The sequence below is a fragment of the Stenotrophomonas sp. YJH_SMC_101-4 genome, assembly GCF_059370395.1.
Genome location: NZ_JCAFTP010000006.1, coordinates 124,914 through 146,546, shown reverse-complemented (window position 1 = coordinate 146,546; position 21,633 = coordinate 124,914). Strand labels below are relative to the sequence as shown.

Annotated in this window: 18 protein-coding genes; 5 read left to right on the top strand and 13 right to left on the bottom strand. The window is 67.5% G+C overall.

The annotated features are described in order from the left end of the window. Position 1: 1 nt before the first annotated feature. Positions 2–1,447, top strand: a complete 1,446-nt coding sequence (locus AC5P8D_RS19255; RefSeq protein WP_010487309.1) for an FAD-dependent oxidoreductase — start codon at positions 2–4, stop codon at positions 1,445–1,447. Here AC5P8D_RS19255 and AC5P8D_RS19250 read toward each other — a convergent pair. Then, positions 1,433–3,841, bottom strand: coding sequence for an ATP-binding protein (locus AC5P8D_RS19250; protein WP_191851389.1), 2,409 nt, complete (start codon positions 3,839–3,841; stop codon positions 1,433–1,435). The two genes, AC5P8D_RS19255 and AC5P8D_RS19250, sit on opposite strands and share 15 nt — an antisense overlap. A gap of 167 nt (positions 3,842–4,008) precedes the next feature. Here AC5P8D_RS19250 and AC5P8D_RS19245 point away from each other — a divergent pair, with 167 nt between their 5' ends. Continuing rightward, complete coding sequence (locus AC5P8D_RS19245; RefSeq protein ID WP_019661978.1) at positions 4,009–4,875, top strand: hypothetical protein; 867 nt, start codon at positions 4,009–4,011, stop codon at positions 4,873–4,875. Between the two features lie 284 nt (positions 4,876–5,159). On the opposite strand, the gene AC5P8D_RS19240 is transcribed toward AC5P8D_RS19245, so the two are convergent. From AC5P8D_RS19240 to ttcA, 3 genes are read right to left on the bottom strand one after another with little or no spacing between them, the layout of a single operon-like run. Further along, the gene (locus tag AC5P8D_RS19240; RefSeq protein ID WP_010487316.1) at positions 5,160–5,939 is read right to left on the bottom strand and encodes a M48 family metallopeptidase; all 780 of its coding nucleotides are present in this window, start codon (positions 5,937–5,939) and stop codon (positions 5,160–5,162) included. Between the two features lie 59 nt (positions 5,940–5,998). Beyond that, positions 5,999–6,904, bottom strand: coding sequence for a recombination-associated protein RdgC (locus AC5P8D_RS19235; RefSeq protein ID WP_005411825.1), 906 nt, complete (start codon positions 6,902–6,904; stop codon positions 5,999–6,001). Between the two features lie 36 nt (positions 6,905–6,940). Next, positions 6,941–7,873 carry a tRNA 2-thiocytidine(32) synthetase TtcA gene (ttcA, locus tag AC5P8D_RS19230; protein WP_180836268.1) on the bottom strand — a complete coding sequence of 311 codons (933 nt, stop codon included), beginning with the start codon at positions 7,871–7,873 and terminating at the stop codon, positions 6,941–6,943. A 91-nt stretch (positions 7,874–7,964) separates the two neighbouring features. Between ttcA and AC5P8D_RS19225 the strand changes: the two genes are divergently transcribed. Continuing rightward, positions 7,965–8,168: a YdcH family protein gene (locus tag AC5P8D_RS19225; RefSeq protein WP_005421068.1), complete on the top strand. Its 204-nt coding sequence runs from the start codon at positions 7,965–7,967 to the stop codon at positions 8,166–8,168. 106 nt (positions 8,169–8,274) lie between these two features. On the opposite strand, the gene plsB is transcribed toward AC5P8D_RS19225, so the two are convergent. The 4 genes from plsB to AC5P8D_RS19205 form a co-directional block, all read right to left on the bottom strand. After that, positions 8,275–10,911 carry a glycerol-3-phosphate 1-O-acyltransferase PlsB gene (gene plsB / locus AC5P8D_RS19220; protein ID WP_029380147.1) on the bottom strand — a complete coding sequence of 879 codons (2,637 nt, stop codon included), beginning with the start codon at positions 10,909–10,911 and terminating at the stop codon, positions 8,275–8,277. Further along, complete coding sequence (locus AC5P8D_RS19215; protein WP_329766180.1) at positions 10,911–11,864, bottom strand: hypothetical protein; 954 nt, start codon at positions 11,862–11,864, stop codon at positions 10,911–10,913. Before AC5P8D_RS19215 ends, plsB begins: the two co-directional genes overlap by 1 nt. A gap of 423 nt (positions 11,865–12,287) precedes the next feature. Then, positions 12,288–13,013 carry an orotidine-5'-phosphate decarboxylase gene (pyrF, locus tag AC5P8D_RS19210; RefSeq protein ID WP_217014722.1) on the bottom strand — a complete coding sequence of 242 codons (726 nt, stop codon included), beginning with the start codon at positions 13,011–13,013 and terminating at the stop codon, positions 12,288–12,290. Then, positions 13,010–13,933, bottom strand: coding sequence for a 5'-nucleotidase, lipoprotein e(P4) family (locus AC5P8D_RS19205; RefSeq protein ID WP_197654923.1), 924 nt, complete (start codon positions 13,931–13,933; stop codon positions 13,010–13,012). Before AC5P8D_RS19205 ends, pyrF begins: the two co-directional genes overlap by 4 nt. 101 nt (positions 13,934–14,034) lie before the next feature. Between AC5P8D_RS19205 and AC5P8D_RS19200 the strand changes: the two genes are divergently transcribed. Continuing rightward, the gene (locus AC5P8D_RS19200) at positions 14,035–14,688 is read left to right on the top strand and encodes a YceH family protein (RefSeq protein WP_010487332.1); all 654 of its coding nucleotides are present in this window, start codon (positions 14,035–14,037) and stop codon (positions 14,686–14,688) included. 117 nt (positions 14,689–14,805) lie between these two features. Here the strand turns inward: AC5P8D_RS19200 and AC5P8D_RS19195 are convergent, their stop codons facing one another. The 4 genes from AC5P8D_RS19195 to AC5P8D_RS19180 all read right to left on the bottom strand — a co-directional run bounded on the left by AC5P8D_RS19195 (position 14,806) and on the right by AC5P8D_RS19180 (position 18,753). Further along, a complete protein-coding gene (locus tag AC5P8D_RS19195) occupies positions 14,806–15,330 on the bottom strand; it encodes a GNAT family N-acetyltransferase (RefSeq protein WP_100447289.1) in 525 nt (174 codons plus the stop codon). Positions 15,331–15,421: 91 nt separating this feature from the next. Continuing rightward, the gene (locus tag AC5P8D_RS19190; RefSeq protein ID WP_100049978.1) at positions 15,422–15,907 is read right to left on the bottom strand and encodes a DUF3592 domain-containing protein; all 486 of its coding nucleotides are present in this window, start codon (positions 15,905–15,907) and stop codon (positions 15,422–15,424) included. A 21-nt stretch (positions 15,908–15,928) separates the two neighbouring features. Continuing rightward, complete coding sequence (locus AC5P8D_RS19185) at positions 15,929–16,693, bottom strand: DUF3592 domain-containing protein (RefSeq protein ID WP_157805993.1); 765 nt, start codon at positions 16,691–16,693, stop codon at positions 15,929–15,931. Positions 16,694–16,776: 83 nt separating this feature from the next. Continuing rightward, on the bottom strand, positions 16,777–18,753 hold the full coding sequence (locus AC5P8D_RS19180; RefSeq protein ID WP_109814672.1) for a UvrD-helicase domain-containing protein: 1,977 nt from the start codon (positions 18,751–18,753) through the stop codon (positions 16,777–16,779). A 101-nt stretch (positions 18,754–18,854) separates the two neighbouring features. Between AC5P8D_RS19180 and AC5P8D_RS19175 the strand changes: the two genes are divergently transcribed. Next, positions 18,855–19,475, top strand: a complete 621-nt coding sequence (locus AC5P8D_RS19175) for a thymidine kinase (RefSeq protein ID WP_010487338.1) — start codon at positions 18,855–18,857, stop codon at positions 19,473–19,475. A 518-nt stretch (positions 19,476–19,993) separates the two neighbouring features. Here the strand turns inward: AC5P8D_RS19175 and AC5P8D_RS19170 are convergent. Beyond that, positions 19,994–21,598, bottom strand: coding sequence for an OpgD/OpgG family glucan biosynthesis protein (locus AC5P8D_RS19170; RefSeq protein ID WP_414614517.1), 1,605 nt, complete (start codon positions 21,596–21,598; stop codon positions 19,994–19,996). Positions 21,599–21,633: the final 35 nt, after the last annotated feature.

The following is a 21,633-nucleotide window of genomic DNA, read 5'->3' as shown; positions in this document are numbered from 1 at the left end:
CATGAGCCGCAAGCACGCCTTCCAGTTCCTCGACCTGCCCCGCACCATGCCGCAGCGCATTCCGGTGGAACTGCGCACGTCCGGCGACTGGGGCGAGCTGTACGGCAAGTTCGGCAAGGAAGATGCCCAGTACCAGGCCGGCCGCTGCCTGGACTGCGGCAATCCTTACTGCAGCTGGAAGTGCCCGGTGCACAACGCCATTCCGCAGTGGCTGCAGCTGGTGCAGGAAAACCGCATCCACGAGGCGGCCACGCTGTGCCACAGCACCAATCCGCTGCCGGAAGTGTGCGGCCGGGTGTGCCCGCAGGACCGGCTGTGCGAAGGCAGCTGCACGCTGGAAGAGTTCGGTGCGGTGACCATTGGCGCGGTGGAGAAGTACATCGTCGATACCGCGCTGGCCAGCGGCTGGCGCCCGGACCTGGGCGCGGTACAGCCCACCGGCCACAGCGTGGCGGTGATCGGCGCCGGCCCCGCCGGGCTGGCCTGTGCCGACCGCCTGGCACGCGCTGGCATCACCGCCGTGGTCTACGACCGCTACGAACAGATCGGCGGCCTGCTGCAGTTCGGCATTCCCAGCTTCAAGCTGGACAAGGACGTGATCCATCGCCGCCGCGAAGTGCTCGAAGGCATGGGCGTGCAGTTCCGCCTCGGCGTGGAGATCGGCCGCGATGTCAGCGTGCAGCAGCTGCTGGACAGCCACGACGCCGTGTTCGTCGGCACCGGCGCCTACCGCTACACCGATGGCGGCCTCGACGGCCAGGACCTGAAGGGCGTGCTGCCGGCGCTGCCGTTCCTGGTGCAGAACAGCCGCATCGTCAGTGGCGATGACCCTGAGGGCCGGCCGATCGCCGGCTGGGAAGACACCATCGCCCTGCCCGATCTCAACGGCAAGCGCGTGGTGGTGCTCGGTGGCGGCGATACCGGCATGGACTGCGTGCGCAGCGCCGTGCGGCTGGGCGCAGCCAAGGTCACCTGCGCCTACCGCCGTGACGAAGCGAACATGCCGGGCAGCGCGCGCGAAGTGGCCAATGCACGCGAGGAAGGCGTGCGCTTCCTGTTCAACCGCCAGCCGCTGTCGATCGAGGCCGGTGCTGATGACGAAGTGATCGGCGTGACCGTGGTCGAGACCCGGCTGGGCGAACCGGATGCCAACGGCCGCCAGAACGCGGTGCCGATCGAGGGCAGCGAATCGCTGCTGGAAGCGGACGTGGTGATCATCGCCTTCGGCTTCTCGCCGACCTTGCCGGCATGGCTGTCCGAGCATGGCGTGGAAGGCCAGTCCAACGGCCGCATCGTGGCCGGCGGCAAGGACCGCCTGCCGTTCCAGACCGCGCATCCGCGCCTGTTCGCCGGTGGTGATGCAGTGCGCGGTGCCGATCTGGTAGTGACCGCCGTGGCCGAGGGCCGCGACGCCGCCGCCAGCATCGTGCGGCTACTGGCCCACTGAGTCCGGCACCAGCAGTACCGCCAGCAGCGCACGCAATACGTGCGGCTCCACCGGCTTGGCCAGGAAGTGGTCGATGCCAGCCACACGACAGGCTTCGCGGGTGCTTTCCATCACGCTGGCCGTGAGCGCGATGATCGGCACCTGCGCGCGCGCCGGGCAGGCATCGGCGCGGATCGCCCGCGCCAGCGCAAAGCCGTCCATGCCCGGCATGTGGCAGTCGGTAATCACCAGCTCGAACGGCTGCGCCTGCCATGCTGCAAGCGCCGACCGTCCGTCGGTACAGGCGTGGACCTGCAGCCCGAGCGCACACAGGCGTTGCTCCAGCAGATGCAGGTTGGTGGGATGGTCTTCAGCCACCAGCACGCGCGACGCCGGCAATGGACGCTCGTCCGCAACCGCCGCCGAAGGTGCAGCCACGGGTGCCTCGCAGGCATCCAGGTCCAGATCCAGCCAGACCGTGGTGCCTTTCCCGGGTGAGCTGCGCAGCTGCAGCTCCGCGCCCATCGAGGTCGCCAGCTCGCGGCAGATCGCCAGGCCCAGCCCACTGCCGCCGAAGCGCCGTGTGGTCGAGCGCTCCGCCTGGGTATAGGCGGCGAACACCGCCTGCTGGCGTTCCTCGCTGATGCCCACGCCGCTGTCGCTCACCTGCAGGCGCAGCCGCTGGCCGCCGTCACGCTGCTGCAGTACCTGCACCTGCAGTTCCACGTGGCCCTGCCGGGTGAACTTCAATGCGTTGCCGGCCAGGTTGAACAGGATCTGGCGCAGGCGCAGGCCGTCGGCCAGCGATCCCGGCTGCATCTCCGGATCCAGCACCACCTGCAGGTGCAGGCCGCGGCTGGCGGCCACCGGCATCAGCAGTTGCTGCACCGCGCGCACCAGTGCCGCCAGATCGATGGGCCGCAGCTGCAGTGGTGCGCCCTGCAGGCGCTGGCTGTGCAGGACATCGTCGAGGATCTGCCGCAACATCCGCGCGGCATCATCGACCGTGGCCAGCACCTGCTGCTGGTGTGCTTCCAGCCTGCTGCCCGCCAGCCGTTCGAGCATGTCCAGCAGCGTGCTCATCGGGGTGCGGATCTGGTGGCTCATCGTTGCCAGGAAGTGCGCCTTGGCCTGTGCTGCCTGTTCGGCCTGGCGGCGCGCGTCGGCCAGCGCGCGGGTACGTGACTGCACCTCGCTGACGTCGATCCAATAGCCGCTCCACTCGACGTCGCTGTCGTCGCAGGGCAACGGCCGCCCATGCGAACGCACCCATCGCCACCCTTGTGGCGAACGGGTGCGGAAAGTGACGTCGATCGGGCCACGCGCCAATGCAGCCGTCTCGACACAGGCCATCACCTGGTTGCGGTCGTCCGGATGGACCGCGGCCAACAACCGCTGGTGATCGATCCGCGCGGTCTCCACGCTGATTCCGAACAGGGCCTGCACGTCACCGGCGATCTGCGGAAAGCTGTAATGGCCGCCCGCCGACCGACGCGCCTGGTAGACCACCGCCGGCAGGTTCGCAGTCACCTCCTGCAGGCGCTGCTCCACGACTCGGCGGCGCACGCTCTCGCGATGGACCCGCCAGTAGCCGAAGGCATGTACCAGCGCCAGGGCGAGCAGGATCAGCGAGGCCGGCACCAGCCAGCGCAGGGGCGACGATGACGGGGAATTACGCGGCCGGTCCGGCAGCCAGTCCGCGCGGATCTGTTCGCGCTCGGTATCGGTCAGCTGCGACAGCGCCTGCTCGAAGCCGACGATGACATCGGCGCAGGCGGGCGTGGTCGCCAGCACCAGGGCATCGTCGAAACCGGCCGGCGCAGCGATCAGCAGTGGATCGCCCTGGTAGCGGCGCAATGCGGCCTCGACGTCGCCGAGGTTGGCGACGACCGCATCGATCAATCCGGTGCCCAGCAGCGGGAGTGCATCGTCCAGCGCTGCCGGTGGCAGCAGCTGTGCACCCACGGCCTGCTCGGCCAGCAGCCCCTGCAGCGGCATCCGGCTGGGGCTGGCCACGGTGCGTCCACGCAGATCTTCCAGGCCCAGCACCGGCGACGCGTCTTCCCGGCGCACGATCACCTGTGGCAGCTGCAGGTAGGGCGTACTGACCACCCATCCAGCGGGCAATTGCGAGCGGGGCCATCCCAGCAGCGCCTGGGTGCCGGCCGGCAGCTCGTCCCGGTCCACGCTGTCGGCCGGCACGGGCAGCAGCTGCAGTGGCCGTTGCCCGCCCAGCAGCTTCAGGTACGCCGCGCCCAGCCCCCGGGCCTCGCCCTGTTCGCTGGACGACAAAGGTGCGCGGTCGGACGGCCAGGCGATGCGCAGCGGTGTCCTGCAGCCCGTGGCGGAGGCCGTGGCAGGCAGCAGCAGGCTGGCCATGACAGCAATGGCTGCCGGGAAGCCGGCGACATTCACGGTAGGCATCCTCATCTCGCGGGCGGAAGGAACGGCCGCGCTGCGGTACCGCTGCCTGCCACGCTATCGACGTGCGGACCGACGGCAATGAAGAAAGTTGTAAAAGCATCCAGATAGGGGAATGCCGACATACACTGCCGCCTTCACCCGTAACTGCGGAGCGTTCGATGCGCATCGGCCTGGCTGCCAACCGTCTTCATCACCACGACGCGCGCGCCGCGCTGTTCCGTTGGCTGCGCAGCAGCGAGGCCGGCCTGCGCGAGCTGGGCGTGTCGCTGCATGCGGTCGGTCGCACCCATGACGCGATCGAACGACAGGGCTTCCTGGCCGGGTACGCGGGCCTGCACCGTTATCCCTACGGTCGCGAGGGTGGACTGATGAAGCTGGTCGCCGAAGTCGTTGGCATGGGTCCGGATCGGACACTGGATGGCGCGATCTACCTGATCGACCCGGTCGATCCGTCCTCGGTATTTCCGGAAGCCACGGCGCTGAAGCGCCAGTGCGTGATTCACGGCAAGCCGTTCATTTCGACCGTGGCCACCGCACGCGACTGGGTCGAAGTGGAGCGCGTCCACGCCGGGCTGGCGGCAGACGGCGGCGCTGACGACCTGCATGCGTTCGAAGGCCAGACGCTCGCGCTGATCGCGCACGATGCGATGAAGCCGGCGATGCTGGCCTTCGCCGATGAGCACTTCGATGTGCTGGTCCGGTTCGGTGAGCGGGTGGCGACGGGCACCACCGGCCAGCGTTTGAACGAACTGGCCTGGAGCCGGGGCTGGCCACGTGATACGCCGTGGGTGACGCGCTACCAGAGCGGCCCGATGGGCGGTGATGCGCAGATTGCCGACCGGGTGCTGGAGGGGCGCTGCCAGCGTGCGATTTTCTTCGAGGATCCGCACGTGGCGCGCCAGCATGAGGCGGATATCCAGCTGCTGGAGCGCGCGGTGACGACGGTGACCGATCAGGCGGTGTGCATTACGGCGCCGCGGGTGGCGGCGCGGTGGGCGGCGGCGGCGGCGCTGCGGGCGGGGTGAGGGTTTCGGCCAACGGCTGAGCCCTTCGTGGTCGGTGGGTCTGCACGATCATGAGGTTGGCCGGGATGGGTGGAATTGCGGGGGACGCCGTAAACCCGTCCCTGGGGGCTTGGCCGCGGCATCCATGCCGCGGACACCCCCGCAATCCCACCCATCCCGTCCTTCGACAGTTTCCGGTGTGCCCACCACGGAAGAAAGAAGGAAGAGCAGGAGCGGGTCGCGCGCTGCGCGAGCTCCATGGCGCGTTGCCGAAGAATGCGTGGGCAACTGCTGTAGCGCTGGTGCTACAGCAGTTGCCTGAGCATGGCCTTCAGGCGTCGCCCTTCCAGCTGGAAGTAGTCGCGCTGCTCGCGCCAGGCGGGGAAGCGTTGTTCCACTTCGTGCCAGAACGCGGGCGAGTGGTTGGGCTGGATCAGGTGGCAGAGTTCATGCACCAGCACGTATTCGAACGCTTCCGAGCGGCCCAGCACCAAGGCCAGGTCCAGTGCCATGCTGCCGTCGGGGGCCAGTGAGCCCCATTGCGAGGACATCACCTTCAGCCGCAGGCGGCTGGGTGCGCGCGGCAGGGTGGGCAGGTACTTCGGCAGCCAGCGCCCGACGTCGGCGCGGGTCTGGGCTTCGTAGAACTCGCGCAGCAGACGGCGCAGGGTGGCGTCACCACCACGGGTGGGCCACTGCACGCAGGCGCCGTGCGCGTCGATCTCCAGGCGCGCATAGCGGCCTTCCTGCCAGCGCAGTGGCAGCAGTTCGCCGCGCAGGGGCAGCACGCCGTCTTCGCCGGGCTGCAGCGGCGCCGGCAGGCCCTGGCCCTGGTACTGGCGCAGCTGCAGTGCAAGCCAGTCGCGGTGCTGTTCCAGGAAGCGTTCGCCCATCGCCAGGCTTGCCCGCGGCGGCAGGGTCAGGCGCGCGCCGCGCTCGTCCACGCTCAGCTTGATGCGCCGTGCACGCGGATCACGCACGCGCAGTACCTCGATCTCGGCATCCTCCAGGCGCAGGCGAACGGTGTCGCGCTGTACGGTGGCGGGCGGGGTCGGGCTGATCAGGCGGCGCAACAGACGGCTCATGCACCCAGCATAGCGCTGCTTCGGGCCGCCGGATGACCGGCGGCCGTCGGGCTGCCTGTTCAGTCAGCCTTGCTGAGCTTGAAGGCTTCTTCCAGCAACAGGAACAGGCGGCGGATCTCGGCGCTCTGCAGGGCGAAGCGGGCGTCGAACTCGGCGCGGCGGCCATCTTCGTCGGCATGCTCCAGCTGGTCCAGGGCACCGTCGAGGAACTTCAGCTTGCGCACGATCAGGTCGTCGCCGATCACGAAGGACAGGTTGTCCTCGAAGATCAGCGCCAGCTTGGTCACCTGCTTGCCGGCGTCCAGGTGCTTGTCGATCTCGTCGCAGCGCAGCTCCTGGTGCTGGCACTTGACCACCGCGCCACCTTCCACCGGGTCCTTCATCTCGCACTCTTCGCCCAGGCTCAGCCCGGTCGGCAGCGGCTCGCCGGCGATCCAGCCGGTCAGGATCGAGCGCGGCGCGACTTCGGCGTTCAGCGGCATCGCCGGGAAGCTGCCGAGCAGGCCGCGGATGTCGGACATGAAGTACTCGCCGGTCTTGCGGCTGGAGGTGTCCACCGCGACGTAGCCGTGCTGCAGGTCGATGAAGGCGTCGTTGCGCGAGGATTTCACGAAGGCGCGCGGCAGCAGTTCATGCAGCAGGTCGTCCTTCATGCGCTTGCGCTCGCGGCCACCCGGGCGGCGGCCTTCCTTCTCCTCGATCTCCTCCAGCTTGCGCTCGAGCAGGTCGTTGACCACCGCCGCCGGCAGGATCTTGTCCTCCCCGCCCACGGTCAGCCACAGGTGCTCCGCGATGCGGTGGGAGAGCAGCTCCTTCTCCTCGCGGCCGAACGGCGAGATGAAACCGCGCGAGTTCATTTCCAGCGCGCCGACCGGCTTCAGCAGGGCGTGCGGCAGCAGGGTGTCGACTTCGGAAAAATCGGTGGTGGTCGGGAAACGGAAGAACGTCAGGTTGCGAAAGAACATGGAATTCCGGATGGCAAAGAGGAAGGGCGGCCGACCTTAAACGGCGGGCGTCTCGGGATCTGCGTCGGCGTCGGCCGGGGAGCCGGCCAGCCAGGCATGGGCGTCGGGCAGCGGCGCGTCGTCGCGACGGCCCAGCGCCATGAAATCGAACAGGGTGGTGTCAGCCAGCTGCGAGGGCCGGACTTCACCCATGGCGCGCGCGATCTGCTCGATGCGGCCGGGGTGGTCCTTTTCCCATTGCTTCAGCATCAGGCCGACCTGGCGGCGCTGCAGGTTCTCCTGGCTGCCGCACAGGTTGCAGGGAATGATCGGGAACTGGCGCGCCTGCGCGTACTCGACGATGTCACTCTCGCGCACGTAGGCCAGCGGCCGGATCACCACATGCTTGCCATCATCGCTGCGCAGCTTCGGCGGCATGCCCGACAGCTTGGCGTGGTGGAACAGGTTCATGAAGAACGTGGCCACCATGTCGTCGCGGTGGTGGCCCAGCGCGATCTTGGTGAAGCCATGGATTTCGGCGTAGTTGTACAGCGCACCACGACGCAGCCGCGAGCACAGCGAGCACATCGTCTTGCCTTCCGGAATGACCCGGCTGACCACCGAATAGGTGTCCTGCTCGATGATGTGGTACGGCACGCCCAGCCCTGCCAGGTACTCCGGCAGCACGTGCTCGGGGAAGTCTGGCTGCTTCTGGTCCAGGTTCACCGCCACCAGCTCGAACGGCACCGGCGCCTTCTTCTGCAGCTGCAGCAGCACGTCCAGCAGGGTGTAGCTGTCCTTGCCGCCGGACAGGCAGACCATGACCTTGTCGCCGGCCTCGATCATGCCGAAGTCGGCAATCGCCTCACCGACCTGGCGGCGCAGGCGCTTGGCCAGCTTGTGCTGCTCGCGCTCGGCCACGCGCGGATCGCGGGCGGCGCGCGGCTGGGAACGCGGCAGGGGATCGGGAAGGGAAATCACGGCACTCATGGGTTCCATTCTAACGGCTCGGAGCGGCCACGGCCGGGGGTCGGGATTCCCCTCTCCCGGCAGTCATCATCGCTGTGTATGCTCGGAGGCTGTGGACACTTACAGCCCCGCCGAGATCGTCGAGCACCTCGCCGCCCTGCGCGCCGAGCACCGCCTGCTGGATGAACAGATCACCCGCATGGCCGCCAATGGCGAGGACGAACTGGAAGCCAAGCGCCTGAAGCGGCGCAAGCTGCAGTTGAAGGACTGCATCGCCAGGCTGGAAAGCCTGCAGATTCCCGACGAGCCGGCCTGAGCGGTGGCCCATCCACGCATGGCGTGGATCTACTGCTTCGCCCCTGGTAGATGCCAACCTTGGTTGGCATGCCGTTCGCCGGGCATGGCCATGCCCGGCGCTACCTTCAATCCTGCGGCGCCGGCTCGTCCGGGCGTGCCGCTTCCGGGCTGACCCGTTCGATGGTGTGGCGCAGCTCGCGGCCGAGGATGAACTTGGCGTCCTTGGCCCAGGCATCCAGGCGCTCGTCGAACAGCAGCTTGCTGTTCTCGTCCGGCCACACTAGGCGCAGCTCGCGCAGCTTCTGGATGAAGCCACGGAACAGGGTGCGGTCGAAGAACTCCGGCGCGGCCGGTGCATAGAGCAGGCTCAGACGCTGCGCCGCCTGCTGGCACAGGCTTTCCAGCTCGGCCGCACCCAGCACGCCCGGGCCGTTCTTCACCAGCACCGAAATGGCGATGTAGTAGCGCTCGAACGCCTGCTGCAGTGAATGGCCAATCGCACGCAGGCGGAATACTTCGTCGGTCTGCCCGGTGTTGCGCGCCAGGATTCCACCGTCGTCATCGTTGACGTTCTGCAGCAGGCCCTCGCGCACGAACACGTCGATGGTCTGGTCGATGCGCTGGGCGAACTCGTCCTCGCTCCACGGCAGGAACAGCTCGGCCTGCAGGAACGGGTACACCGTGCGGCCCAGCTGGACCAGGCCGGTGCGGCTCATGCGGCGGTTGTTCTGGAAGCAGCAGGCCACCCACGACGAGGCGGTGAACAGGTGCAGCACGTTGTTGCGGAAGTAGCTCAGCAGCACCGCGGTATCGCCGCTGACGCTGAGCACATCGCCCAGGGGGTGCTTGACGCGGGTGAGGACGTTGATTTCCTCGGCATGGGCGATGATCCGCTCCGGCGAATGCGGGGTCACCGTCACCCGGTCCGAATACGGCATCTCGACCAGCAGCGTCTTGCACAGCTCGATCTGCGCGATCAGGTCGGCCTCACCCATCGCGTGCTTCGGCGTGGACAGCAGGGCCAGCGCCAGCAGGTTGATCGGGTTGACGTCGGCGGCGCCATTGATGCGCACCTGGATGCGTTCGGCCAGCGTATCCACCGTGGTCGACAGCCACGCCGGCTTCTCGTCCTCGGACACCGCCTCGCCCTTCCACTCCGGGGCCTTCTCGGCCAGCACGTCGTTCAGCGCGATCGGCTCGCCGAAGTTCACCACCACCTGGCCGTAGTTCTGCTTGAGCACCTTGGGGATGCCCCACAGCAGCGACCAGATCGATTCCTTCTCCTTCGGCCGGCCGGACAGTTCGTCCAGGTAGCTGCCGCCCTCCATCAGCTTCTCGTAGCCGATGTAGATGGGCTGGAACAGCACCGGCTTGCGCGGCTGGCGCAGGAACGCACGCAGCGTCATCGAGATCATGCCGCCCTTGGGCTGCAGCAGGCGGCCGGTACGCGAGCGGCCGCCTTCGACGAAGTACTCCAGCGAGTAGCCACCGGCCACCAGCTGCGCGACGTACTCACTGAGCACGGCCGAGTACAGCGCGTTGCCACGGATCGAGCGGCGGATGAAGAACGCACCGCCCTTGCGCAGCAGGGTGCCGACCACCGGCAGGTTCAGGTTGATGCCGGCCACGATGTGCGGCGGCACGATGCCACGGTCGTACAGCAGGTAGGACAGCAGCAGGTAGTCCATGTGGCTGCGGTGGCTGGGCACGTAGACCACTTCGTGGCCCGGTGCGGCGGCCTTGAACTTGTCCAGGTGGTGCACCAGCACGCCCGCATAGATGCGGTTCCACACGTGGCTGAGCATGAAGCTGGCCGAACGCACCACCGGGCTGGAGTAGTCCGCGGCGATTTCCCAGGCGTAGGCGTGCGCCTTCTTCCAGGCGTCGGCCGGCTTCGAGTTGTCGCGCTTGGCCTGCGAGGCGATCGCTTCGCGCACCGGTTCGGCCGCCAGCACCTGGTCCACCAGCAGGCGGCGGGTGGACAGGTCGGGGCCGATGACCGATTCACGGATGCGGCGGAAATGCGTACGCAGCACGCGCTGCAGCTTGCGTACCGTGCGCTCCGGCTCCAGGCCTTCGTCCACGGTACTGCGCAGCGAGATCGGCGGGGCGAAGCGGACGATGGTACTGCGGCCGTTGAGCAGCACCGCCAGCAGGCGGCGGAAGCGGCCGACCAGCGCCCAGTTTTCCGAGAACAGCACCGCGAACCAGCCGCTCTGCTTGTCCGGCGCGCGGCCGACGAAGATCGACACCGGCACCAGATGCACGTCCAGGTCATCGCGCACGCGATGGGCCTGCAGCACCTTGGCCAGCGAATCGGAATGGGTCTTGGCACCCCGCTGTTCGGGGATCAGCGAGTTGCTGGAGCTGCGCCGCGACAGCGCCAGGTAGGCGCGCTTGCGGCCGGTCGGGTCACCGGCCAGCGGCACCAGCGGCGACGGCAGGCCGGCCTGACGGCAGGCCTTGTCCAGGATCAGCGCGTTGGACAGGCCGTAGTCTTCCAGCACGTACATGACCGGGCGGCCATCGTTGTACTGGCCCGGGTCTTCCGGCTCGATCTTCAGCGACAGCCACGGCTCGACCAGGCGGCCCAGCAGGCGAGCCCACAACGGGCGGCGGCCGGCCGGACGCGCGTGCGCGGGCGGCGGTACCGGGTTCGGGCCGGTACCGGTCGAGGGGGACGCCGGCACCGTATCGGCGGGCGTCGACTGGGATTCTTCGCCGGGGAACGGCAGCGGGTTCTGTTTCGACATCGGCGCCATTATGGCTTAGGCGGCGGCGTTGCCGCTTCCCCGCCCTCGGTGGGGGCTTCAACCGGTGACGGCGACGCAGCGGCGCGGGCCGCATCGGCCTTGCGCAGCAACGCGTCGGTGTCGGCGAGGGTGCGGGTCAGGTACCAGTGGCCCTCGCGACGGCTCAGCGGCAGCTGCAGGGTCATTTCGCGGCCAGCCAGGTCGTAGTGCAGGCGTACCAGCGCATTGTCACCCTGCACCGAGAGCAGCTCACCGCGCACGCTGCGCAGCGCATCGTCCACGCCCAGCCCGTAGCTGCCCAGCACCGCCTTGAGGGTGTGGATGAACGGCGCCAGCTGCTGCAGGCTGCCTTCCATGCCCGCGGCCTGCATGCCGGCCTCATCGTCGAAGCCGACCTTGCTGGCTGCGCCGACCAGCGCGGCGATGGTGCTGCGCGCGCGGGCGCGGTCACTGATCGGTGCCCCCTGCGCCCAGCTGGCGAGGGTTTCGACGAGTGCGATGTAATGCGCCTGCTGGCCCGGTGTGTAGCCCTTCTGATGGCGCAGGTACTGCACGCCGAAGTTGCCCATCGACTGCGCGGCCTGGCGCACGGCACCGGCCTGGCCGGCCAGCTGGCGGTCGAAGCTGTGTTGCAGTTCGGCGCTGGCATTGGGCGCGCGCAGCGCGGCCAGCATCGGCAGCAGCTGGTCACCCAGCGGCAGCTCGGTCAGCGGCCACTGGCTGTGGCCCTCGGTCCAGGCCTGCTGCAGGCGCTGGTACTGGCTCGGCGGTACCGACAGCTTCGCATAGCCGACCAGATCGTCCTCGGCCAGGCGTAGGGCCATCGCCTGCACCGCCGCAACCGGTTCGGCCGCCGGCCTGGCCGGATCGTTGGCCGGTTCACGGCACGCCGCCACTGCCAGCAGCAGCATGGCTGCCAGCCCCCATCCACGCGCAGACCTTCCTCGCACTGCCACGCTCATGCACTCGGACTCCCCGGACCGGTCCGCATCTTGCGGCCTGCGACGTGACAGCGGCAAGCCGGGACGTCACGGTTTCCGCTGTTGCTTGTGCAAGTCACTGATCGGAATAAAAAAAGAGCCGGGATCACGGGGATCACAGGCTCTTCAAGCCGGCGCGGGGCCGGTGGACAGTGTTGTGGCACATGTCCGGTCCGAGGACCGGATGGCGGCGATCCTACGCTGCCGCTCAAGTTAAGGCAACACTTCACGTAGTTCCGTATAAGACATTGATTTTATTGATGAACCCGACGCTTCGCATGGAGGCCATGAAATCTACGGCAGGATTTGCGGCGATTCGGGCACAACCGCTGGTGGACGGATGCAAAAACGCCATCCCGCGCGGGTCGGGTTGGCGTTCGGGCCTGCAGCCTGCGCAGCGGAATCTCAGCGCGCAGCCAGCGCCGACGTGATTTCCTGCTGGATGGCCCGGGCCGCGGCCTGCGGATCGGCCGCCAGGCGGATCGGGCGACCGACCACGATGGCATCGGCGCCATCGGCAAAGGCCTGGGCCACGCCAACGGTACGCTTCTGGTCATCGCCGACCGGGCCACCGGGGCGGATGCCCGGGCAGACGATCGAGAACCCGGCGCCGGTAGCGGCACGGATCGGGCCGGCTTCCTGGCCCGAGGCGATCACGCCATCGATGCCGGCCGCCTGCGCGGCCAGCGCGCGCTCGACCACCACGTCCACCGGCTCACGGTCGATGCCCATCTGGGCCAGGTCCGGACGGCCCATCGAGGTCAGCACGGTCACCGCCAGCAGGCGCATGTCGCTGCTGTTGGCGGCGGTGCAGGCTTCCATCATCGCCGGGTGCCAGCCATGGATGGTGGCGTAGCTGACCGGCCACTGCGACAGGCGCTTGATCACCGCCGCGGCGGTGGCCGGGATGTCGAAGAACTTCAGGTCGACGAACACGCGCTTGTCGCGGCGGGCCAGCTCGTCCAGCACCTGGAAGTACTCGCCGGAGGCGAGCAGTTCCATGCCGATCTTGTAGAACGCCACGCTGTCGCCAAGGCGGTCGACCCACTCCAGCGCCTGCACGCGGTCAGGCACGTCCAGCGCGAAGATCAGGCGCTCGTCGTCGCGCAGCGGCAGCGGCGCGCGGCTCACGGTGCGTAGTCCAGGGCAGCGCGCTTGGCGTCGTGGCGGGCCTGGCGCGACTGGCTGTAGTCGTTGTTGAACTGCGCCGGCTCGAAGCCGCCGTAGGTCGGGTTCGGCAGCATCCACCAGCGCTCGCCGAACCAGTCGTGGTACTGCTGCAGCAGCGCGTCACGGCCGTCGTTGGTGTTGGCGGTCACTTCGACGAAATCGCCCAGCTGGTCGCCGAACTGCATCAGCACGCGGTATTTCTGCCCGGCCAGGCGGCGGCGGCAGTTCTTCTCGCTGCCGGCCTGCTCGCAGCCTTCGACCACGGTGCCCAGGCCCAGGAACACGCTGTCGTCGGCCACCGGCAGGCCCTGCTCGCGCAGGTTGGCCAGGGTCGCGTCCTTCAGGTGCACGGCGCGGTTGGAGATGTACAGCAGGGTCACGCCCTTGGCGTTGGCGGCCTTGGCGAAATCGACCACGCCCGGAATGGCCTTGGCCTTCTTTTCGGCCACCCACTGGTCCCAGGTCAGCTCGTCGTATTCCTTGCCGTCGCGCACCAGGCGCGCCTGGTAGGGCGAGTTGTCCAGCACGGTCTCGTCCACGTCCAGCACCACGGCCGGCTTCAGGCCCTTGGCCTCGTTGCCGCGTTCTTCCGGCACCAGCGCATCCCAGTGGGCTTCCTTCAGCGCGGCGTCCAGGTGGTCGGCGGCGGCGCGGTAGGTCTGCTCGGTGATCGCCTTGTACTCCTGCGCGCGCTGCATCCACAGCACTGCATTGAGGTTGTCATTGGCAGTGGGATCGAGCGCGCCGTCCGCCTTGGCAGCGGCGGCCGGGGCCTCCGGTGCAGCGGCTTCAGCGGCAGGCGCATCCACGCGCTTGCAGGCAGACAGGCCCAGCGCCGCAGTGGCGAGCAGGGTCAGGGACAGGGAAACGGGACGACGCATGGATTCACCGGCAATCAGATATACCGGCGCATTTTACCGGCAAAGGCGGTCCCGGGACGGCTATGCTTGGCGGTTGACCCGTTGCCCTTCCGGAGGCCGCCATGACCGATTCCACCCAGACCCCCGACGTCCCCCTGCTCGACGCCGTGCAGGCCCGCCTGCTGGGCTGCCTGGTGGAGAAGGAGGCGACCACCCCGGACACCTATCCGCTGACCGTCAATGCCGCCCAATCGGCCGCCAACCAGAAGACCGCCCGCGAGCCGGTGATGAACGTCGATGCCGGCAGCGTGCAACATGCGCTGCGCCAGCTGGAGGCGCTGGGCCTGGCCCGCCAGCACTTCTCCTCGCGCGCGGACCGCTACGAGCACCGCCTGCAGGCCGCGCTGGACCTGACCCGGCAGCAGACCGTGTTGCTGGCGCTGCTGCTGCTGCGTGGGCCGCAGACGCTGGGCGAGCTGGTCACGCGCAGCGAACGCCTGCACCGCTTCGCCGACACCGACGAGGCCCGCCACGCCATCGATCGCCTGCAGCAGCGCGCGCTGCTGGTGGTGCTGCCGCGCGCCAGCGGCCAGCGCGAAGACCGCTACATGCACCTGCTGTGCGGCGAAGTGGACGGCGCGGCGCTGGCGGCGAAGTACGCCAGCAGCGGCGGTGGCAGCAGCGATGCGGCCGACCCGGGCCTGGCCGAGCGCGTGGCCCAGCTGGAAGCGGCGGTGGCCGAACTGCAGGCACAGTTGGCCGAACTGCGCGGTTGAGGGGGTGGGTGCCGACCGTTGGTCGGCACTGCATCTGAATAGTGCCGACCAACGGTCGGCACCTACCATCAGCCGCTACTGTGCCGGCCAGCAGTCGGCACCTACCAACATCAAGGGTCAGACCTGCGCCGCACCGGGCGTTGCATACAACCGGCTCGGGCTGTCCACGCCCGGCAACTGGATCACCCCGCGCGTCTGCATACCCAGGCCCTGCAGGATCTTCCCGGACACCACGTTGTCCAGATCGGTGATGCCATACAGATCGTGCAGGCCCAGCGCTCCACGCGCATGCGCGAACACCGCGCGTGCCGCCTCACCGGCATAGCCCTGCCCGGCGAATTCCGACAGCACCGCATAGCCGATGTCCGGCCCCGGCAGGCCATCCCGCCGCACCAGCCCGGCGTTGCCCAGCCAGGCACCATCGGACAACCGCTCGATGGCATACATGCCGAAGCCATTCAACGCATAGCTGTGCAGCACCCGCAGCGCAATGTACTCGCGTGCCTGTTCTTCGTCGCGCACGTTGCGGTCGCCGATGAAGCGCACGAAGCCTGGATCATTGAGCAATGCCAGCATCGGCGCAGCATCCCGGTCTGGTTCCAGGCGGCGCAGCCGCAGGCGTTCGCTTTCGATGGGATGCATGGGTGGGCTCCGGAAGGAATACCTCGATTTTGCAACGCCAGCGCCCGCCGTGCAGCACGCTCAGGCCACGTGGGCCACTACGATGCCCAGCCTAGCCACATGCCCCGTCACGCTGGCCGAACAGGATCGGCCAGTAGCGCACGCACAGGCGATGGACGCATGCGGCGATCAGGCAGAACCCCATGCCCATCAGCGCCAACAGCAGCGGTGCGCCCCAGCGCAATCCCGGGTGCTGGATACGAGCCTTGGAAGGCATGCCGCCGGGATATAGCACCTGTACCTGTTCGCCGACCACGTACAGTGGTGCCCCGGTAGCAAAGGACGCGGTGAACTGAATCATCTGCCCCTGTGCGGTCTGGAACCTCACCACCGGGCGATGCAGGGTGATGTCACGTGCGGGCATCCCCTCCATTTCCGACCGGGCATCCTCTGCCTGGACGGCCACCACCGTTCCGGTTACGGAAACGGCCTTGCTCGCGAAACGCTGGACGTCCACGAACAGCCAGGCGGCGGCCAGAAGGATCAGCAGGCCCACGGCAAAGAAAAACAGCAAAAAACATCTGAGGAGGGTGGGCATGGTGCTGGCCGGGTTGATCGATCAGCGTGCAGGTGCTGGCGCTGATCGAATGAAGGAGATATCGACATGGTAGTAGCGCGGTTTGCCCGGCATGACATGGACATCCAGTTCACGCCCACTCACCTGTGCACGGGGATCGGCCCAGAGATACGCACTGTGGAAGACATGCCATCGAGTGGTTTCAGGATCGCGCCAGGCGCAGACGATGACGAACGGATGCCTTCCCCCCGAAAATACTCCGCGATCGCGCTTGATCGCCCGGACCTTGGCTTGCACCCGTGTCCCGTGGCGAAGGAGCTGCCTGCGCCGCCATGCCCTCGCCGCCTGCGGCAGGTGCAGAATTCCCACCCCCAGCAAGAATGGGCCGCCGGTCACTCCCAGTATGACGCTCAGGCCCCAGGGTGATGAGAGCGAACGCACCAGGGCCTTGTCCGGGCGGTCCGGCAGGTACAGCACATCTACATGATCGCCCGTCATGTAGGCACGATGGCGGGTACGACCTGCGAAGAACCGCATCACTTGCCCGCTGCTGGTAGTGAAGTCCACCCAGTACAGGAACTTCACCCCTGAAGTGCGCGAACCACCGCGATCAACGCTGACGGCATCCACATGGGTGATCCTGCCATCGGCAATGACCGCCGCATCGAGGAAGCGCCTGGCCCCAACGTAGGCCAGAAGCGCTGAAACAAGCAGGACCAGGCCCAGCCCGAGGAAGGTACGGGTGAGAACAGCAGGAATATCGTTGGACACGATGAAAGACACGGCGCGCACTTCGGGTGCGCTCACACTAGGCCTTAACCCGATGCAGGCTCAAGGCCAGAAGCGTCAATCGGACGGATTGGAATACCACTTTAGTGGCTTTTCGATCCTCAATCGAACAGCGCCTCGATCGCGGCCAACCCCGCCGTCGCGCGCTCCTTCTTCCGCGCCGCATCCGCCACCGGGTCCGCGCCATCGCGCTGGATCTCCTCGGCCGGAATCTCCTCGAAGAACCGGCTCGGCTTCAGCCGCACATGCTCGCCGAACTTGCGCGTCAGCTTGCTGTAGCTCATCCACAGCTGGATCTTGGCGCGGGTGATGCCCACGTACAGCAGGCGCCGTTCTTCCTGCAGGTTGCCTTCGTCCAGGCTCACCTGGTGCGGCAGCACGCCGTCTTCGCAGCCGACGATGAACACGTACGGGAATTCCAGGCCCTTGGAAGCGTGCAGGGTCATCATGCGCACCTGGTTGCCGCCCTCGTCCTTGTCGCTGCGCGACAGCAGCGCCAGCTGGCCGGCCAGGTCGGCGGCGGTTGCACCGCGCGGGCCGCCCTCGAACCACTGCGCCAGTTCCTCGATGTTGTTTGCGCGACGCTGGTAGCTGGCCTCTTCCTTGGCCTGCTGGCGCAGCTCGCTCAGCAACCCCGATTCCTTGGCCACCTTGCGGATCATGTCGCCGGACGTCACCTGGCGCATCTGTGCACGCAGGTCGCGCAGGATGTCGGTGAAGCGCGCCAGGCTGTTGGCCGCGCGCGGCGGCAACTGCTGCAGGGCGCCGATGGTCTCGGCCACATGCGCCATCGGCATGTCCTTTTCCTGCGCCAGCTCGGCCAGCCTGGCCAGCGTACCGGCACCCACATCGCGCTTGGGCGACTGCACCGCGCGCATGAACGCGGTGTCGTCGTCCGGGTTCACCAGCAGGCGCAGCCAGGCCAGCGTGTCCTTCACTTCCTGGCGTTCCAGGAACATGGTGCCGCCGGTCAGGTGGTAGGGAATGCGCAGCAGCTGCATCGCCTTTTCCAGCGGGCGCGACTGGAAGTTGCCACGGAACAGGATGCAGAAATCACTCCACGGCACGTTGCGCGACTGCGCCACGAAGGCGATTTCGGCGGCGACCTTTTCCGCTTCGTGTTCGCTGTTGCGGCATTCCCACACGCGGATGCGTTCGCCGTCGGCCTGGTCGCTCCACAGCTTCTTCAGGTGCTCATGCGGATTGTTGGCGATCAGCGCGTTGGCGGCGCGCAGCACGCGGTTGGAGCAGCGGTAGTTCTGCTCCAGCTTGATGATTTCCAGCGCGGGGTAGTCACGCCCCATCTGCTGCAGGTTTTCCGGGTTGGCGCCGCGCCAGGCGTAGATCGACTGATCGTCATCGCCCACGCAGGTGAAGTTGCCCTTGTCACCGGCCAACTGCTTGAGCAGCCGGTACTGCGCGTCGTTGGTGTCCTGGCATTCGTCCACCAGCAGGTAGCCGATGCGCTCACGCCAGGCCAGCGCGATCTCCGGATTTTCCTCCAGGATCTGCACCGGCAAACGGATCAGGTCATCGAAGTCGACCGCGTTGAACGCCGTCAGGCGCAGCTGGTAACGCTCGTAGACACTGGCCGCTTCTTTCTCGCGGTTGCTGCGCGCGGCGGCCATCGCCTGTTCGGGCGACAGGCCGGCGTTCTTGGCGCGCGACACCAGGTTCTTCATGTCCTCGATGTCGTCGGGCTTGGCCCCATACATCAGGTCCTTGATCTGCGCAGCGGCATCGTCGGCATCGAAGATCGAGAATCCACGCTTCAGGCCCACGGCGGCGTGTTCGATCTGCAGGAACTTCAGGCCCAGCGCATGGAAGGTGCAGATGGTCACCTCGTCGGCATCCTGCTCGCGCAGGCGCTTGGCCACACGCTCGCGCATTTCCTTGGCCGACTTGTTGGTGAAGGTGATCGCTGCGATGCGGCGCGCCGGATAACGGCCACAGCCGATCAGGTGGGCGATCTTTTCCACGATCACGCGCGTCTTGCCGCTGCCCGCGCCGGCGAGCACCAGCAACGGACCTTCGATGTGCAGGACGGCGGCGGCTTGGGGGGGATTGAGACCGTGCATGGGATGGGGATTGTAGCGGGGCCGGGTGACGACCACAGCGGGCCGCCGGCGGGGTTGCTGAACGGCTTCGGCGGAGCGGAGCTGCGGCGTACAATCCGTCGATGGCCAAGCTCTACTTCTACTATTCGGCGATGAACGCCGGCAAGACCACCACCCTGCTGCAGAGCGCTCACAACTACCGCGAGCGCGGCATGCGGGTGGCGATCCTGACCCCGCGCCTGGACGATCGTGCCGGCGCCGGCGTGGTCGCCTCGCGGATCGGCCTGCGCGCCGAGGGCATGGCCTTCGATCGTGACACCGACCTGCAACGCTGGGTCGAGCAGGACCTGGCGACGAACGGGCCGATGGGCTGTGTGCTGGTGGACGAGGCGCAGTTCCTGACCCGCGCCCAGGTCTGGCAGCTCAGCGAGGTGGTCGACCAGCTGCGCATTCCGGTGCTGTGCTACGGCCTGCGCACCGACTTCCGCGGCGAGCTGTTCGAAGGCAGCCAGTACCTGCTGGCCTGGGCCGACGAGATGCAGGAGATCAAGACCATCTGCCACAGCGGCAAGAAGGCGACGATGACCGTGCGCGTGGACGAGCATGGCCACGCGGTACAGGACGGCCCGCAGGTGGAGATCGGCGGCAACGACCGCTACGTGTCGGTCAGCCGCGCCGAGTTCAAGAAGATCACCCGCGGCGAAGGGCGGATCGATCCGGCGCAGGCGCCCCTGCCGCTGTAAGGGGTGTTCTTTTGCAGGGCTTGCAGCCCTGCACCTGCTTCAAGCCGAAGCAACGGCAACAGCGGGCATTCCGTGGGATGGCGGGGCGGTGTCGGAGTGCGGGGACGCTGCAAGTACGTCCCTGTAAGCTTGGCAGCCGCATCCATGCGGCTGACACCCCGCACTCCGACACCACCCCACCTCTGACAGATTTCTGCGGCTGTTGGTAGGTGTCGACCTTGGTCGACACATCTGTTGTCAGATATCGAATGAAATTCCGTGGGGTCAGATCCGTTTTCCTTCGGAAAACGGATCTGACCCCATGAGCTGTTCCGACAGATCGCGGAGGTCTGTCGAAGGCGGGGTGGGTCCGGTTGCGGGGGCGTGAGCCGCATGGATGCGGCGACCGAGCTTACAGGGACGTACTTGCAGCGTCCCCCGCAACCGGACCCACCCCGCCATCCCACGGAATGCACGCATTTGACGTTGCCTTGGCTTGAAGCGGGTGCAGGGCTGCAAGCCCTGCAATCCCAAACCACTCAGTACAGCGTGCGCTCCGGCGCACCGGCCGGCGGCGGGGTGTACTGGTACAGCCAGGTCTCGGTGAGGGTCTTGCCGCCACTGCGCAGGAACAGGCGGATGTCGATCTGCTCGGTGCTGCCTTCCGGCGGCACCAGGTCGAACATCGCGCGGTAGCCGTTGATCTCGCGCAGCGGGCGCGCCGACACGATCTCGACCCGGCCACGGTTGGCTTCAACCACCGCCTCGACCTCACCCTTGTCGATCAGCCCGGCCAGTTCGCCGCCTTCGAAGTCCACCGCAAAGCGCCAGCTGAAGTACTCGCGCTTCTTGCCGACCACGCCGCCCAGGCCGGTGCGGCTGGCCACGCAGTGCGCCAGCGGCGGCCGTGCCGGCGGTTCGGCGCCCCAGTACAGGCGATAGCCGACCAGCAGCTCCTGGCCCGGCTGCGGCTTTTCCTTCGGGTTCCAGAACGCCACGATGTTGTCGAAGGTCTCGTCCACGGTGGGAATCTCCACCAGCTGCACCGAACCCTCGCCCCACTCGCCCTTCGGCTCCACCCACAGGCACGGGCGCTTCTCGTAAAACACGCCGTCGTCCTGGTAGTGGTCGAAGTTGCGGTCGCGCTGCAGCAGGCCGAAACCGCGCGGGTTGCGGTCCACGAACATGTTGAAACGCAGGTTGCGCGGGTTCAGCAGCGGCCGCCAGATCCACTCGCCGGCACCGGTCCACAGCGACAGGCCGTCGGTATCGTGGATCTCCGGGCGCCAGTCCCATGCCATGCGACGGTCGTTCTCACCCACCTGGTACATGCTGGTGCACGGGGCGATGCCCAACCGCTCGATCGCCTTGCGCGGGTACAGCGCACTGTCGATGTCCATCAGCAGCACGTCGCCATTGGTGATCGCGAAGCGATAGGCGCCGGCCACGCTGGGCGAATCCAGCAGGCCGTAGACCACGATCGTCTCCGAATCGGCCGACGGCTGCTCCAGGTAATAGGCGATGAAGTCCGGGAATTCCTCCGGCTTGCCCATGCCGGTGTCGATCGCCAGGCCACGCGCCGACTGACCGTACTGGCCCTCCTTGCCAACGGCGCGGAAGTAGCTGGCGCCGAGGAAGGCAGCGAAGTCGCGGTCGGTGTCCTTGCGCGTGTTCAGGCGGAACCCGGCGAAACCGAGGTCGGCCGGCAGCTCGCCGTCCTTGATGCCGCTCTTGCCGTAGTTGAACGCTGCGCCGTCATAGGCCAGCTCCTGCGCCTTGCCGTCGACCACGTCGAACATGCGCACCGGCGAGTGGAAGTACAGGCCCAGATGGAAGAACTTGGCCTGGAACTTGCCCGGCTGGTCGGCCCACAGCGCATGATCCTGGCGGTAACCGATCGACTGGTACTGGTCCCAGTCCAGCCCTTCCAGACGGCCCGGCAGCACCCGCTTGTGGCTCTTGTAGGGCGCCTGTGCCAGCGCGCGCGCCTGGCCCTTGAGGGTGGCGAAGTCGAACGGCTGCGGCTGGCCGAGGCGGCGCAGGCCCATCTGGCCGCTCTTGCTGGCCGCGCACGCGGGCAGGGACGGCAGGCCGAATGCAGCCAGGGCGAGGGAGGCATTGCGGATGAAGTCGCGTCGTTGCATGCAGGCGCGTCAGGCACAGAGGGAAGGTCGGCCAT

Coding starts and splice junctions, on each gene's coding strand:
- AC5P8D_RS19170 (WP_414614517.1), bottom strand. CDS start 21,598: ATGCAACGACGCGACTTCATCCGCAATGCCTCCCTCGCCCTGGCTGCA.
- AC5P8D_RS19175 (WP_010487338.1), top strand. CDS start 18,855: ATGGCCAAGCTCTACTTCTACTATTCGGCGATGAACGCCGGCAAGACC.
- ttcA (WP_180836268.1), bottom strand. CDS start 7,873: ATGAGTGCCGTGATTTCCCTTCCCGATCCCCTGCCGCGTTCCCAGCCG.
- AC5P8D_RS19235 (WP_005411825.1), bottom strand. CDS start 6,904: ATGTTCTTTCGCAACCTGACGTTCTTCCGTTTCCCGACCACCACCGAT.
- AC5P8D_RS19245 (WP_019661978.1), top strand. CDS start 4,009: ATGCGCATCGGCCTGGCTGCCAACCGTCTTCATCACCACGACGCGCGC.
- AC5P8D_RS19255 (WP_010487309.1), top strand. CDS start 2: ATGAGCCGCAAGCACGCCTTCCAGTTCCTCGACCTGCCCCGCACCATG.
- AC5P8D_RS19215 (WP_329766180.1), bottom strand. CDS start 11,864: ATGAGCGTGGCAGTGCGAGGAAGGTCTGCGCGTGGATGGGGGCTGGCA.
- AC5P8D_RS19205 (WP_197654923.1), bottom strand. CDS start 13,933: ATGCGTCGTCCCGTTTCCCTGTCCCTGACCCTGCTCGCCACTGCGGCG.
- AC5P8D_RS19200 (WP_010487332.1), top strand. CDS start 14,035: ATGACCGATTCCACCCAGACCCCCGACGTCCCCCTGCTCGACGCCGTG.
- AC5P8D_RS19190 (WP_100049978.1), bottom strand. CDS start 15,907: ATGCCCACCCTCCTCAGATGTTTTTTGCTGTTTTTCTTTGCCGTGGGC.
- plsB (WP_029380147.1), bottom strand. CDS start 10,911: ATGGCGCCGATGTCGAAACAGAACCCGCTGCCGTTCCCCGGCGAAGAA.
- AC5P8D_RS19180 (WP_109814672.1), bottom strand. CDS start 18,753: ATGCACGGTCTCAATCCCCCCCAAGCCGCCGCCGTCCTGCACATCGAA.
- AC5P8D_RS19240 (WP_010487316.1), bottom strand. CDS start 5,939: ATGAGCCGTCTGTTGCGCCGCCTGATCAGCCCGACCCCGCCCGCCACC.
- AC5P8D_RS19195 (WP_100447289.1), bottom strand. CDS start 15,330: ATGCATCCCATCGAAAGCGAACGCCTGCGGCTGCGCCGCCTGGAACCA.